At 69.6% G+C, this 14,031-nt stretch carries 12 protein-coding genes; 4 read left to right on the top strand and 8 right to left on the bottom strand.

The genetic code is table 11. From position 1 onward, the window contains the following. Positions 1-25 precede the first annotated feature (25 nt). Positions 26-394 (bottom strand): hypothetical protein, encoded by a 369-nt coding sequence (locus tag ABD204_RS09020; RefSeq protein ID WP_194425174.1) that lies wholly within the window; start codon positions 392-394, stop codon positions 26-28. Then, on the bottom strand, positions 391-1,281 hold the full coding sequence (truB, locus tag ABD204_RS09015; protein ID WP_194425173.1) for a tRNA pseudouridine(55) synthase TruB: 891 nt from the start codon (positions 1,279-1,281) through the stop codon (positions 391-393). The genes ABD204_RS09020 and truB overlap by 4 nt, the downstream gene beginning before the upstream one ends. A gap of 73 nt (positions 1,282-1,354) precedes the next feature. Between truB and ABD204_RS09010 the strand changes: the two genes are divergently transcribed. Next, a complete protein-coding gene (locus ABD204_RS09010; protein ID WP_322597560.1) occupies positions 1,355-2,236 on the top strand; it encodes an HhH-GPD family protein in 882 nt (293 codons plus the stop codon). Positions 2,237-2,248: 12 nt separating this feature from the next. Here ABD204_RS09010 and rbfA read toward each other — a convergent pair whose 3' ends face one another. The 5 genes from rbfA to ABD204_RS08985 form a co-directional block, all read right to left on the bottom strand. Further along, the gene (rbfA, locus tag ABD204_RS09005) at positions 2,249-2,683 is read right to left on the bottom strand and encodes a 30S ribosome-binding factor RbfA (RefSeq protein ID WP_194425171.1); all 435 of its coding nucleotides are present in this window, start codon (positions 2,681-2,683) and stop codon (positions 2,249-2,251) included. A 98-nt stretch (positions 2,684-2,781) separates the two neighbouring features. Then, positions 2,782-5,595, bottom strand: a complete 2,814-nt coding sequence (gene infB / locus ABD204_RS09000) for a translation initiation factor IF-2 (protein ID WP_194425170.1) — start codon at positions 5,593-5,595, stop codon at positions 2,782-2,784. A gap of 56 nt (positions 5,596-5,651) precedes the next feature. Next, positions 5,652-5,924 carry a YlxR family protein gene (locus ABD204_RS08995; RefSeq protein ID WP_194425169.1) on the bottom strand — a complete coding sequence of 91 codons (273 nt, stop codon included), beginning with the start codon at positions 5,922-5,924 and terminating at the stop codon, positions 5,652-5,654. 48 nt (positions 5,925-5,972) lie between these two features. Then, positions 5,973-6,959, bottom strand: coding sequence for a transcription termination factor NusA (nusA, locus tag ABD204_RS08990; protein WP_194425168.1), 987 nt, complete (start codon positions 6,957-6,959; stop codon positions 5,973-5,975). A gap of 87 nt (positions 6,960-7,046) precedes the next feature. Beyond that, entirely contained in the window at positions 7,047-8,912 is a 1,866-nt protein-coding gene (locus ABD204_RS08985; RefSeq protein ID WP_322597559.1) for a lipase family protein, read from the bottom strand. Positions 8,913-8,983: 71 nt separating this feature from the next. Here ABD204_RS08985 and ABD204_RS08980 point away from each other — a divergent pair, with 71 nt between their 5' ends. From ABD204_RS08980 to ABD204_RS08970, 3 genes are all read left to right on the top strand, one after another. Then, a complete protein-coding gene (locus tag ABD204_RS08980) occupies positions 8,984-10,495 on the top strand; it encodes an alanine/glycine:cation symporter family protein (RefSeq protein WP_194425166.1) in 1,512 nt (503 codons plus the stop codon). Between the two features lie 62 nt (positions 10,496-10,557). Continuing rightward, entirely contained in the window at positions 10,558-11,379 is an 822-nt protein-coding gene (locus ABD204_RS08975) for a DUF1206 domain-containing protein (RefSeq protein ID WP_194425165.1), read from the top strand. 31 nt (positions 11,380-11,410) lie between these two features. Further along, a complete protein-coding gene (locus ABD204_RS08970) occupies positions 11,411-12,214 on the top strand; it encodes an NADH:ubiquinone oxidoreductase subunit 4 (chain M) (RefSeq protein WP_194425164.1) in 804 nt (267 codons plus the stop codon). A 38-nt stretch (positions 12,215-12,252) separates the two neighbouring features. Here ABD204_RS08970 and ABD204_RS08965 read toward each other — a convergent pair whose 3' ends face one another. Further along, the gene (locus ABD204_RS08965; protein ID WP_194425163.1) at positions 12,253-14,013 is read right to left on the bottom strand and encodes a proline--tRNA ligase; all 1,761 of its coding nucleotides are present in this window, start codon (positions 14,011-14,013) and stop codon (positions 12,253-12,255) included. Between the last annotated feature and the right edge of the window lie 18 nt (positions 14,014-14,031).

Raw genomic sequence — 14,031 nt, 5'->3', positions numbered from 1 at the left:
TAGGCGGCGGTCGCACCTGGCCGCGTCACGCGATCTGGATGCTCCAGATCACCTGCATGCGGTAGAGCATGACCGCCACCGCCGAGGCGGCGACACCGAGGACGACGGTACTCCATCGGCTTCGCTCCAGCAGCGCCCACAGGACGGCCGCCGGCGGCACCAGCGCGGCGCTGATGAGGTACACCCAGAATTCGAGCAGGCTGCCGGTGGGGGCGTTGCCGACGAACGGCGCGATGATCGCGATGACGATCTGGGCGAGGAGGAGGAGTTCCACGAGTGCGAGTGAGCCGACGCTGAGGTCGCTCGGTCGACGTCCGATCAGCCCGAGGACCAGGCAGAGCACGCCCGCGGCGACGCCGACGGCGACCTGCACATACGTGAACCACTCGATCATGCACGCGCCTCCTCGGGCATGTTCATCTCGCTCTTCAGGTCGCCACCGCGCGGTTGGACCACGCCGACCAGCGCGCCGTCCGGGGCGATCGCCGCGGCACGAGGACCCTCGATGGCCCCGGCGAGTCCGCGCAGGCGCTTGCCGTGGCGCAGATCCCGCGCCTGCTCGGCGGTGACATCGAGTCGTGGCAGCACATCGCACGCGGCATCCGCGACCGCGCGCAGGGGTGCCCCGCCCAGATCGTCGACGGCGACGGCGTCGGTCACCTCGAACGGCCCGATGCGTGTGCGGCGCAGCGCGGTCAGATGCCCTCCGACCCCGAGTGCCGCCCCGAGGTCTCGTGCAAGAGCCCGGATGTACGTGCCGCTGGAGCAGTCCACGACCACGTCGAGGTCGATGACCCCGTCCACGCGCCGCTCTGCGAGCACATCGAAACGTGCCACGGTGACCTCGCGCGATGTCAGAGTGACCTCCTCGCCGGCGCGCGCGAGCTCGTAGGCGCGACGGCCGTCGACCTTGATGGCCGAGACGCGACTGGGCACCTGCGATATCGCGCCGCGCAGGTCGGCGACCGCGGCGTCGATCTGCACCCGATCGAGCCCGGAGGCATCCGAGGTGTCGATGACCTCGCCGTCGGCGTCGTCGCTGTCGGTTCCGACCCCGAGACGGATGGTGGCCAGGTAGGTCTTGTCCTGTCCGACGACGAACGTGAGCAGGCGTGTCGCCGCTTCGACACCGAGCACGAGCAGACCCGTCGCCATCGGATCGAGGGTTCCGGCATGGCCGATCTTGCGCGTGCCGAGCGCGCGCCGTGCACGCGCCACCACGTCATGGCTGGTGAGTCCGCCGGGCTTGTCGACGAGCAGGATGCCGGGGTCGGGACGCATCCTCCCAGCCTACGTCGCCGCCGTCACCCTCCCGGGCCGCGCTCTCCCCTCGGGCGCGCCTACGCTGGATGACGTGCCCGCCCCCACCCGAACGACGATCGCACCGACGCTGGTGGCGTGGTTCACCGAGAACGCACGCGACCTGCCGTGGCGACGTCCCGGCTTCGGTGCGTGGGGGGTGTTGGTGAGTGAGTTCATGCTGCAGCAGACGCCTGTCAACCGGGTGATCCCGCTGCTGGAGGCGTGGCTCGACCGCTGGCCGACACCTGCCGCGTTGGCCGCGGCCCCACCGGGCGACGCGGTGCGGCACTGGGACAACCTCGGCTATCCGCGGCGCGCTCTGTGGTTGCACCGTGCGGCGGTGGAGATCACCGCTCGGCATGGCGGCGTCGTCCCGCGATCGGTCGACGACCTGCTCGCGCTGACCGGGGTGGGCGACTATACGGCGCGGGCCGTGGCGGTGTTCGCCTACGGGGACCGCCACCCCGTCGTCGACACGAACACGCGCCGCGTGATCGCCCGCGCGATCACCGGTGACGCGCATCCGGCCGCTGCCCACCGACGCGATCTCGATGCGATGGCCGACCTGTTGCCGGAGGACGACGGTGACGCGGCACGGTTCAACGCGGCCGCCATGGAGTTGGGCGCCGTCGTGTGCACGGCCCGCTCCCCCCGGTGTGAGGTGTGTCCGATCGCCGACGTGTGCGCGTGGCGCGCGGCCGGCTACCCCGACACCGCAGACACCCGGCGCAAGCAGGCCCGGTACGAAGGCAGCGACCGTCACGCGCGCGGCGCGGTCCTGGCGGTGCTGCGCGGGGCCGCGACGCACGAGGCGTCGGCCGCGGAGGTCATCGCCGACTGGCCCGATCCGGTACAACGCGATCGTGCCATCGACTCTCTGGTCGTCGACGGCCTCATCGAGGCGGTCGACGGTCGACTACGGCTCCCCCGCTGAACGCGCCGGGGATCAGTCCTCGTCCTCGTCCTCGCGGGCCTTGCGGTACGGGTCGGGTTCCCCGGCGAAGCTGGCGGACCCGGCGATGCCGGCGACGGCCTCGTCCCGCTCGCGGGCTTCGCGCAGCAGTTCCTCGATGTGCCCGGCGTTCTCCGGGATCGCATCGGGGATGAACTCCAACGAGGGAACCAGACGCGTGCTGAGCTGACGGCCCACCTCGCTGCGAAGCATGCCGGTCGCCGCGCGCAGCGCCTCCGCGGACGACGCGCGCTCCTTCTCGTCACCGAGCACGGTGTAGAAGACGGACGCGTGTTGCAGGTCACCGGTCACCCGCACGTCGGTGATGGTCACGAAGCCGAGGCGCGGATCGCGCAGCCCCTTCTCGAGGCGTTCGGCGATGAGGACGCGGATACGGTCCGCCAGTCGTGCCTGTCGTTCGTTTGCCATGCTTCCATTCTCTTTCCCTCCCGCCGTTGCGACGGGAGATCCCGATCGGCTCCGGCCCGCGGGGGACGGAGCCGATCGGGATCGACGGGCCGACGGACTCAGCCGCGCGGCTTTTCCACCATCTCGGTCGTCTCGATCTCGTCGCCGATCTGGATGTCGTTGTACTTGCCCAGACCGATACCGCATTCGTAATCGGTCCGGACCTCGGTGACGTCATCCTTGAAGCGACGCAGCGACTCGATGGCCAGACCATCGGCGATGACGACGCCATCGCGGATGATGCGTGCCTTGGCGTTGCGCGTGATCGTCCCGCTGCGCACGATGGCACCGGCGATGTTGCCGAACTTCGACGAGCGGAACACCTCACGGATCTCCGCGACACCCGACTGCACCTCTTCGAACTCCGGCTTGAGCAGGCCCTTGAGCGACTGCTCCACGTCGTCGATCGCGTTGTAGATGACCGAGTAGAAGCGGATGTCCACTCCCTCGCGGGCGGCGCGCTCTCGCGCCTTGGCGTCCGGCCGGACGTTGAAGCCGATCACGATCGCGTTGTCGATCGTGGCCAGGTTCACGTCGGACTCGGTGACCGCGCCGACACCGCGGTGGATGATCCGCAGCTGCACCGACTCGTCGACCTCGATCTTGAGCAACGACTCCTCGAGCGCCTCGACGGCACCCGAGACGTCACCCTTGATGATGAGGTTGAGCGAGGTGACCTTGCCCTCTTCGAGAGCACGGGTGAAGTCCTCGAGCGAGATGCGCTTGCGGGCCTTCGCCAGCTGGGCGTTGCGCTCTGCGGCTTCACGCTTCTCGGCGATCTGGCGCGCGGTGCGGTCCTCCTCGGTGACGATGAAGACGTCACCGGCTCGCGGGACCGAGTTCAGGCCCTGGACCTGGACCGGACGCGACGGAGCCGCCTCGGCGACGTGCTCGCCGTTCTCGTCGATCATGGCGCGCACACGGCCGTAGGCGGTTCCGGCGACGATCGCGTCTCCGACACGGAGTGTGCCGGACTGGATGAGCACGGTCGCGACCGAGCCGCGGCCCTTGTCGAGCTTCGCCTCGATGGCCACACCGCGGGCATCCTTGTTCGGGTTCGCACGGAGATCCAGGCCGGCGTCGGCGGTCAGCAGCACCGCGTCCAGAAGATCCTGGATGCCCGTTCCCTGACGGGCGGACACGTCGACGAACATGACGTCGCCGCCGTACTCCTCGGCGACCAGACCGTACTCCGTCAGCTGCTGACGCACCTTGGCCGGGTTGGCGTCGGGCTTGTCGACCTTGTTGACGGCCACGACGATCGGGACCTCGGCCGCCTGAGCGTGGTTCAACGCCTCCACCGTCTGCGGCATGATCCCGTCGTCGGCGGCGACCACCAGGATCGCCAGGTCGGTCACCTGCGCACCGCGGGCGCGCATGGCGGTGAACGCCTCGTGGCCCGGGGTGTCGATGAAGGTGATCGCGCGCTCGATCTCCTCGTGCTCCGTCCAGACCTGGTACGCACCGATGTGCTGGGTGATGCCGCCGGCCTCACCCTCGATGACGTTGGACTCGCGGATCGCGTCGAGCAGTCGCGTCTTACCGTGGTCGACGTGACCCATGACGGTCACGACCGGAGGACGGATCTCGAGCTGGTCGTCATCTTCCTCGGCGAGCTCCTGCTCGAGGTCGAGACCGAAGCCCTCCAGGAGCTCCTTGTCCTCGTCCTCGGGCGAGACCATCTGGATCTTGTAGCCCAGCTCGTCACCGAGCACCTCGAAAGTGGCCTCGTCGAGCGACTCCGTCGCGGTGGCCATCTCGCCCAGGTTGAACAGAATCGTCACCAGGGTCGAGGGCTGCACCGAGTAGCCGGCGAGCTGTTCGATCTTGTCCGCGAAGTCCGAGATCGACGCTCCGCGGCGCATCCGGATGATCTCGCCGTTGCCCTTGCGGACGTTGACGCCGCCGACCTGCGGCGCATCCCTCATCTCGAATTCTTGACGCTTCGCCCGACGCGACTTGCGCTGCCGTGACTTGCCGCCGCCCTTACCGAAGGCACCGGCTGTGCCGCCACCACGGCCGCGACCGCCACCACCCGGGCGACCGGCGAAGCCTCCACCGGGACGCCCGGCGAAGCCGCCGCCGCCACCGGCGCCGCCACCGGGGCGACCGGCGCCACCGGGACGCTGCTGGAACGGTGCACCTCCGCGACCGCCACCACCGGGACGACCGCCACCACCGGGACGCGGGGCCCCGGGACGCGGCGATCCGGGACGCGGAGCCTGGGGGCGCGGGATGTTGCCGGGGTTGGGGCGTTGCCCCATACCCTGCGCCGACGCGAACGGGTTGTTCCCCGGACGGGGGCCGGCGGGGCGCTGTCCCATGCCCTGGGACGACGCGAACGGGTTGTTCCCGGGGCGGGGGTTGCCACCGGACCGCGGGTTGCCGCCACCGGAGCGCTGATTGCCACCCGAACGCGGCGCCTGCGGCGTCGCGCCGCCGGGGCCGGGCTTCGGACCGGGCTTGGATGCGGGGGCCTCGGCGCCGGGCTTGGGCGCGGATGCCGCGGCGCCCGGCTTCGGGGCGTCGGCGGGCTTGGGTGCCTCGGTCGGCGGGACCGCCGCACCGGGCTTCGGGGCGGTGTCGCCGGGCTTGGGTGACGCACCGGGCTTGGGAGCCGCCGCACCCGGCTTGGGAGCCGGGCCGGGCTTCATGCCGGGCTTGCCGGCGGCGGGCTTTGCCCCTGCCGCAGGCTTCGCGTCGCCCGATCCCGCCTCAGAGGCGAGAGCCGCGCGGAGCTTCCGCGCGACCGGGGGCTCGATCGTCGATGAGGGGCTCTTGACGAACTCGCCGAGCTCCTTGAGCTTGGCGAGGGCCACCTTGCTGTCGACACCGAGTTCGGACGCGATCTCGTGTACGCGTGGTTTTGCCACAATTCTCCTGTCTGGGGTCCACCCAGACAGGGCAGACCGTTAGTCGCGGACGGGTCTCATTTCGAGCCGTTCACTTTGTTTCCATAGCCGTTCAGCCGTTTCTCGATGGTCTGCGCGTCGAGTGGTCTCGACACACGCAATGCACGCACGAAAGCCCGGCGCCGCAGGGCGGCCGCCAAACACTCGTCCGTCTCGTGGACCCACGCGCCTCTCCCCGGCATCGCGGCACGGTCGTCGGGGACGAGCCGGTCATCGATGGCGACCACCCGGAGAAGGGCGGATCGAGGAGCACGCGTGCGACAACCGACGCACGTTCGTACGGGTTCCATCCTACACCTCGGCGCCCGGGGCGCTTCACACGGCGGCGAGCGCCGCGATCAGGACTCCAGGATGGAGTCGGGCTGGATGTCGATCTTCGCACCGGTGAGTTTGGCGGCCAGACGCGCGTTCTGGCCTTCCTTGCCGATGGCCAGAGACAGCTGGTAGTCCGGGACGAGCGCACGCACGGCTTTGGTGTTGGCATCGAGGACGAAACTCGAGGTCACCTTCGCCGGCGACAACGCGTTGGCCACGAAGGCGGGCAGGTCGGCGTTGTAGTCGACGATGTCGATCTTCTCGCCGGCCAACTCCTCGGTGACGGCGCGCACACGTCGACCGAGCTCGCCGATGCAGGCGCCCTTGGCGTTGATCGCCGGATCGTTGGCCTTCACCGCGATCTTGGTGCGGTGACCGGCCTCACGTGCGAGGGAGACGATCTCGACCAGCCCCGCCGGGATCTCCGGAACCTCCATCGCGAACAGCTTGCGCACGAGTCCGGGGTGGGTGCGCGAAACGGTGATCGAGGGGCCTTTGGTGCCCTTCGAGACGCTCGTGACGTAGACGCGGATGCGCGAGCCGTGCGCGTAGTCCTCACCGGGCACCTGCTCCTCCGGGGGGAGGATCGCCTCGACGGTACCGAGGTCGACGTGGATCATGCGCGGGTTCGGGCCCTGCTGGATCACGCCGGCGACGATGTCGCCCTCCTTGCCGCGGAATTCACCGAGGACGGCGTCGTCGGCGATGTCTCGCAGGCGCTGGCTGATGACCTGCTTGGCGGCGAAGGCCGCGATGCGTCCGAAGTCGTCGGGGGTCGTCTCCTCCTCGCCGATGACCGCGCCGGACTCGTCCTGCATCGGCACGAAGATGGCGACGTGGCCGGTCTTGCGATCCAACTGCGCGCGAGCCCCCTCGGGGACCTCGCCCGTGGGCGAACTGTGCTTCGCGTACGCGGTGAGGATCGCTTGTTCGATGATGCGGACGAGTTCGTCGAAGGGGATGTCCTTCTCCCGCTCGACCGTCCGCAACAGACCCAGATCGATGTCCACGTCGACCTCCCTTTATTCAGCTCTCGCCGTCGCGGCGTGGCCGACGGCATCCCGTACACGTTACCCGATCCCCCTGTATGCGACCGCTCAGTCACCGAGCGGCTTCGCCTCGCAATCGTTGCGCGCCGGTTGCCGCAGGTCGAACCGATCCTCCGTCCACCGCATCAGCACGGGCAGGAACGCCGAACGCGGCAGCATGATCCCCAGATGGTCGTAGCCGACGTACTCCAGGTACCTCACATCCTCGCCCTGCTCGCAGAGGTCCGCGACGAACCACTCCTGCAGTTCGGGGGAGATCACCTCGTCGTCGGCACCCCACGCGATCAGCATCGGTGTGCCCCACGGCCCCTGGGGCGCGTTCTCCCGCAGCCGCTGACCGAGCGGACCGGCGGCGAGGTTCTCCACGTAGAGCGGGCGGTCCTCCGAGACCCCCAGCGCGGTCGCGACCGAGACGACCACGCCCGGCTCGGAGGGGCATCGTTGCGTCATCTCGCGCACGATGGCCTCTCCGCCGGGCGCGACGTAGCGCGCGAGATCGACGTCGTCATACGTGTCCGCGTACGGCACGAGCACCCATGAGATCAGGATCGACAGCTCGACGGTGGCGGAATCGCGCAGCAGCTCCGTGGCGAGAGCGTGAGGGTCGGCCGCCGGCGACAGCGCCGCGGTGCCGAGGACGTCCAGCCCGGGGGTGTACCCGTCGGCGATCTGCGAGGCCCACAGTGCCGCGTGACCGCCCTGGGAGTGCCCCCACACCACGGTGCGCGTCGAGAGCATCAGATCCTCGAGCGCACGGGCGGCCACGACGGCGTCCAGCGACGACCGCGCCTCCCCGAGACCGATCAGGTAGGGGAAGACCCCCGGGGCACCCTGCCCGGAGTAGTCGGGGGCCACGACGACCCAGCCGTTGTCGATCACCTCGTCCAGGCTCGGTACCGCCCACTTCGTCGCGGACGCGTCCCGCAAGCTCGGTGCGCACCCCTGCGCCACACCCGTCGTGCCGTGATTCCACAGGATGACCGGGCGCGGGCCGCGTGGTGGATCGCTCGGTGAGATGACCAGGGCGCTGCCGACGGCGGGCTGCCCGAGCGCATCGCGCGTGGTGTAGAGGATGCGACGCACCTCGGTGCCCTCGGGCTGCTGTCCGGAGAAACCGCCCTCGCGGATCAGCTGCCCGTGGTCGTACGGCACGACCGCCGGCGGATCGTAGAACGCATCGACCACCGGTGCGCCGTCTCGGAGCCAGTCACTGAGCCACCATCCCCCGACCGACACGGTCACCAGCACGGCGGCCAGCGCATATCGACCCGCCGCGGCCCACCCGCGGGCGCGACGGTCGTAGACCTCCTCGATGCTCAGTGCGGAGCGGGCGAACAGGTCCGCATCACGTTCGTGCGGCGCCCGGGAGAACAACACGGCACCCCGGACCACGGTCGAGACACCGAAGGCGAGGGTGCGCACACCGAACACGACCGCCACGACCAGGACCGTGACATCCGGCCACGTCAGCGACAACACACCGAAGACGATCTGCGCCGTCCCGGAGGCCGCCCACAGCACACGCTGGCTGACCGTGCCGTCCACGATCGCGTCGACGAGGGCCTGCGCCCCACCCACGAGCAGGAGCACGGCGAGCGCGACCGGGATCAGTTCGAGGGTGCGGCCCAGTCCGAGCAGCACAGCCAGTCCGAGCACGATCCACACGCCGGCGAAGATCCGGGCCGCCCAACCCCGCTCCTGATGCGGAGCGGCGAACTGGACCAGACCGAATATCAGCGCACTCAGCCCGACATACACGGTCAACAGCACCAGCGAGGTGAGCGGGCGGGTCACGATCAGCGCGCCGAGCAGCAGCGCCACCCCGCCGACCCCGATCAGCACGATCGGAGGGGCGTCTGCGACAAGGCGCGGAAGGGCGTTGACCCCGCGCCGCCACGCACTCACCCGCTCCACCTGGTCAGCATAGGCACGGTCCGGACCGCGCGGCGTCGACGCGGGCATCCGATCACCGACATACTGACCGGATGATGGATGTGAGCGCGTGGCTCGCCGAATGGGGCGACAACCTCTGGACCTGGCTGGTACTGCCCCTCGTGGTGCTGCTGGGCCTCTACTTCACGGTGCGTTCGGGGGTCGTGCAGTTCCGACTCATCCCCGAGATGTTCCGCACCCTCACCGATAAGACCCCGCGCACCGCCGACGGTAAACCGCAGTCGGTGTCGGCGTTCCAGGCGTTCACGATCTCCGCGGCCTCCCGCGTGGGTGTCGGGAACATCGCGGGCGTCGGCACGGCCATCGCGATCGGCGGACCGGGTGCGGTGTTCTGGATGTGGCTGATGGCCTTCATCGGCGGCGCCTCGGCGTTCATCGAGTCCTCCCTGGCGCAGTTGTACAAGACGCGCGACGCCGACGGATTCCGCGGCGGCCCCGCGTACTACATGCAGCGCGGCCTCAACGCGCGTTGGATGGGCATCGCGTTCGCCGTCATCCTCATCGTCTGCTTCCCCGTGGCCTTCTCGTCCCTTCAGGCCAACACCATCCAGGCGACGATCGCCGGCGGCCTCGACGAGTCCGCATCGGGATGGCTGCCGTGGGTCATCGGCATCACGCTGAGCGCACTGATGGCCCTGGTCATCTTCGGCGGCGTGCGCCGCATCGCGTCGGTGACGCAGTTGCTGGTGCCGCTGATGGCACTGCTCTACCTCCTCATCGGACTGGTGATCGTCGCCCTGAACATCGACCGGCTCCCGATGGCCGTCGCCACGATCTTCTCCGACGCGTTCGGCCCGAACGAGGTCGTGGGAGCGACGCTCGGATACATCATCCTGACCGGCGTCAAGCGCGGGATGTTCTCCAACGAGGCCGGGCTCGGCTCCGCACCGAACGCCAGCGCGTCCGCCGCGGTGACGCACCCGGTCAAGCAGGGCCTGGTCCAGACCCTCGGCGTCTACTTCGACACCTTCCTGGTGTGCTCGATCACCGCCTTCATCATCCTCGTCTCCGTCCCCGACCTCGCCGGCGCCGAACGCGGCATCGGGCTGACACAGGGGGCCGTGGTCGGCACGCTCGGCGAGTGGTCGAACATCGTGCTGAGCGTGATCATCTTCCTGCTCGCGTTCAGCTCGATCCTCGGCAACTACTACTACGGCGAGAGCAACATCGAATTCATCACCCGCAACCGGGGCGTGCTGCTGGGCTACCGGATCGCAGCCGTCGTCGCCGTCCTCATCGGCGCGCTGCTCTCGGCCGATGTGGTGTGGACCTTCGCGGACGGCGCGATGGGCTTCATGGCGCTTGTGAACCTCATCGCCATCGGCCTGCTCTCCGGCGTCGCGTTCAAGCTCCTGCGCGACTACACCGGGCAGCGCCGCGCGGGGAAGGACCCCGTGTTCACCCGCGCCCGCCTGCCCGAGCTGGCGAACATCGAGGTGTGGGAGGACGAGCTGTCGGTCACCGGCCCCATCGACGTCACCACGCGCAGGCGTCAGGCCTCGAAGCACCGGGACCACCTCCACCAAGGTGCACCGCGCGTCTGACACATCCGGATGGGGCAGACAAGCCCCTGCTCGCTCCCCCGCGACGCCCATACCCTGACCGCATGGGAACATCCGCCGACGAGGCAGCGAGAGAGGCCACCTCCACCCCCGCCGTGCGGATGGCCGCGCGGCTGGGCTACGTCGCCAACGGCGTCCTCCACCTGATCCTCGGCGCCATCATCACCGCGGTCGCGTTCGGCTCCGACGCGGACAGCGATCAGTCCGGCGCGTTCAAGGCGATCGCATCCGCACCCCTCGGCTTCGTCGCCCTGTGGGCGCTCGCGGGCGGCCTGTGGGCCCTGGGCGCCTGGTACGTCCTGGACGGGTTCCTGCAGCGGGACCGCCCGGGGGCGAAGGGGAGCGCGAAGAAGTGGGGCCGCCGCGCCTCCCTGTGGGCTCGCGCGGGGGTGTATCTCGCGATCGGCGGTATCGCCGCCTCCGTCGCCCTCGGCGCACGTCCCAACGGCGATCAGAGCACCGAAGAAGCCAGCCGGGGAGTGCTGTCCCTGCCCGGTGGGGCGTTCCTGCTCGGCGCCGGGGGCATCGCGATCGGGGCGATCGGGATCGGGTTCATCGTGATCGGCGTCCGCCGCGGCTTCCGCAAGAAGGTGGATCTGCCCGCCGGCGCTTGGGGACGCGCGGTGGTGGGCATCGGGGTGGTCGGCTACATCGCCAAGGGCGTCTCGCTGGCCACCGTCGGGGTACTCGTCCTGGTCGCCGCCATCCAGGTCGACGCGGATGCCGCGGGGGGACTGGATGCGGCGATCCAGACGCTCGTCGGACTGCCGTACGGCCCGATCCTGGTCGTCGCGGTCGGATTCGGGTTCCTCGCGTACGGCGTGTTCTGCGTCCTGCGCGGGTGGTACGCCCGCCTGGACGACTGACCCGCCCGGTCGCGCGCCCTATCCTGAGTCGATGTCCCGAATCGCCGCACGCCGGCACTGTTCCACCGTGCCCCTGCTCGCGGCGGCCTCCCTGCTCGCGCTCACCGGCTGCGCCGTGCAGCCCTCCCCCGAGATCCGTCCCGAGACGTTCGAAGACCCGGACCTCGGCACGGTCTCCGTCTACGAGGTGTCGTCGGGGGCGAGCCTGACCCCGACCCCGGACGCGACCGCGCAGTCGGTGTGGGACCTGTTCGTCGACGTCGTCACGGCGACCGAGATCGACGAGATGGTCGTCGAGTACGACACCGGCGACGCCCCCGACAGCGACACGCTCGCCTACGTCACCCCCGTCGGGGAGGACAACTCCACGTGGGCGTTCGCCGCGAACCTCGCGTTCGCGAACGACGAGGATCTGCTGCGGGCGACGATCGTGCACGAATACGGGCACCTCATCAGCCTGTCCTCCGACGAACTGGAGGACGATGCCAGCACGTGCGACACCCTCGACCTGTCAGAGGGCTGCGCGCACGAAGACGCGGCGATCTACGCCTTCCACCTCGACTTCTGGGACTCCTACGGTGACGACGCCCCCGACGCGGACAACGACGACCCGGATCTCGCCTATGACTTCTTCCTCGCGCACGAGGATGCGTTCGTCAGCGACTACGCCGCAACCAACGTCACCGAGGACTTCGCCGAGTCGTTCATGACCTTCGTCCTCGAAGACGAACCCGCCGGCGCGTCACCGGTCGCCGACAAGCTCGCGTTCTTCTGGGAACGCGAGGGCGAACCCGAGCGCCGCGACCGCATCCGCAGCGCCCTCGGCATGGATTGACGACCGCGGGGAACCCACGCTCCCGCGGACGCGTCGGCTCACACCAGAGCGCGCACGGCGGCGGTCGCCTCGTCGGCGGGAAGCGTCGTCCGCTCGCCGGTGCGGCGGTCCCACAGCTCGACCTGGCCGTCCGCAGCGCCACGGCCGACGATGAGGATGCGCGGCACGCCCACCAGTTCCGCGTCGCCGAACTTCACGCCCGGTGACACCTTGGGGCGGTCGTCGAGGACCACTTCGAGTCCGTCGCCCTCGAGGCGCGCTGCCAGTTTCTCGGCGAGCTCGAACGCGATCGGGTCCTTGCCGGTGGCGACCACGTGGACGTCGAACGGCGCGACCGACGCAGGCCAGATCAGCCCCCGGTCGTCGTTGTTGAGTTCGGCGATGATGGCGAGGATGCGCGTCACGCCGATGCCGTACGAACCCATCGTCACCGTCACCAGCTTGCCGTTCTCATCGAGCACCTTGAGCCCGAGGGCCTCGGCGTACTTGCGGCCGAGCTGGAAGACATGCCCGATCTCCATGCCGCGGGCCAGCGACACCGGCCCGGATCCGTCCGGGGCGGGATCGCCCTCACGCACGCTGGCGACCTCGACCACGCCGTCGGCGGTGAAGTCGCGTCCGGCGACGAGCGAGTGCACGTGCTTCTGGTCGATGTTGGCGCCGGTGATCCAGCTGGTGCCCTCGACGACGCGCGGGTCCAGCAGGTAGCGGATGCCGGTCGCCGACTCCTCGCCGAGCACCGCCCCGCTCGGCGCCCAGGGTCCGATGTACCCCTTGACCAGCTGAGGGTGGCGGGCGAAGTCCTCCTCGGTCGCCGGCTCCACCTCCGCCGGCGCGAAGGCGACCTCGACGCGCTTGTCGTCCACTTCACGGTCGCCGGGCACACCGACGACCACCAGCTCACGGGTGCCGTCCACGTGTGTGAGCGCCAGGACGACGTTCTTGAGCGTGTCCGCCGCGGTGTACGAACCGTCCAGGACCGCGTTGCAGTGGTCGACGAGGGTGGCGATGGTCGGGGTGTCGGGTGAGTCGAAGACGACCGGGGCCGGCCGACCTTCGATCTCGGACGGTTCGGGCGCGACGGTCGTGAACGCCTCGACGTTCGCGGCGTAGCCGCCCTCGCTGCGCACGAAGGTGTCCTCGCCCACGGGCGTCGGGTGCAGGAACTCCTCGGAACGCGAACCGCCCATGGCACCGGCGTCGGCCTGCACGATGACGTACTCCAACCCCAGGCGCTGGAAGATGCGTTCGTAGGCGTCTCGTTGCGCCATGTAGGAGGCGTCGAGACCGGCGTCGGACGCGTCGAACGAGTACGCATCCTTCATCGTGAACTCGCGTCCGCGCAGCAGCCCGGCGCGCGGACGCGCCTCGTCGCGGTACTTGTCCTGGATCTGGTAGATGGTCAGCGGAAGGTCCTTGTACGAGGAGTACAGGTCCTTCACCAGCAGGGTGAAAGCCTCCTCGTGCGTGGGTGCCAGGAGGTAGTCGGCGCCCTTGCGGTCGTGCAGGCGGAAGATCCCGTCGCCGTACTCCTCCCAGCGCCCGGTCGCCTCATACGGCTCGCGCGGCATGAGCGCCGGGAAGTGGACCTCCTGCGCGCCCGCGGCGGTCATCTCCTCGCGGATGATGCGTTCGAGGCGGTTCTTGACCCGCAGGCCCAACGGCAACCACGCGAAGATGCCGGGCGCCTGCCGGCGGATGTAGCCGGCACGAACGAGCAGCCGGTGGCTGGTGACCTCGGCATCGGCGGGATCTTCGCGGAGGGTACGGAGGAACAGGTGCGACAGACGGGTGACCACGATCGACAAGTCTACGGC

The sequence above is a fragment of the Microbacterium aquimaris genome, assembly GCF_039531285.1.
Classification (GTDB): Bacteria; Actinomycetota; Actinomycetes; order Actinomycetales; family Microbacteriaceae; genus Microbacterium; species Microbacterium aquimaris.
The sequence above is the reverse complement of the archived record's forward strand: the minus strand, read 5'-3'. Positions and strand labels throughout refer to the sequence as shown.

Excerpts from the sequence above, each read along its gene's own strand:
- ABD204_RS08980 (WP_194425166.1), top strand. The coding sequence starts at position 8,984 with ATGATGGATGTGAGCGCGTGGCTCGCCGAATGGGGCGACAACCTCTGG.
- ABD204_RS08995 (WP_194425169.1), bottom strand. The coding sequence starts at position 5,924 with ATGGAACCCGTACGAACGTGCGTCGGTTGTCGCACGCGTGCTCCTCGA.
- rbfA (WP_194425171.1), bottom strand. The coding sequence starts at position 2,683 with ATGGCAAACGAACGACAGGCACGACTGGCGGACCGTATCCGCGTCCTC.
- truB (WP_194425173.1), bottom strand. The coding sequence starts at position 1,281 with ATGCGTCCCGACCCCGGCATCCTGCTCGTCGACAAGCCCGGCGGACTC.
- ABD204_RS09020 (WP_194425174.1), bottom strand. The coding sequence starts at position 394 with ATGATCGAGTGGTTCACGTATGTGCAGGTCGCCGTCGGCGTCGCCGCG.
- ABD204_RS08975 (WP_194425165.1), top strand. The coding sequence starts at position 10,558 with ATGGGAACATCCGCCGACGAGGCAGCGAGAGAGGCCACCTCCACCCCC.
- ABD204_RS08970 (WP_194425164.1), top strand. The coding sequence starts at position 11,411 with ATGTCCCGAATCGCCGCACGCCGGCACTGTTCCACCGTGCCCCTGCTC.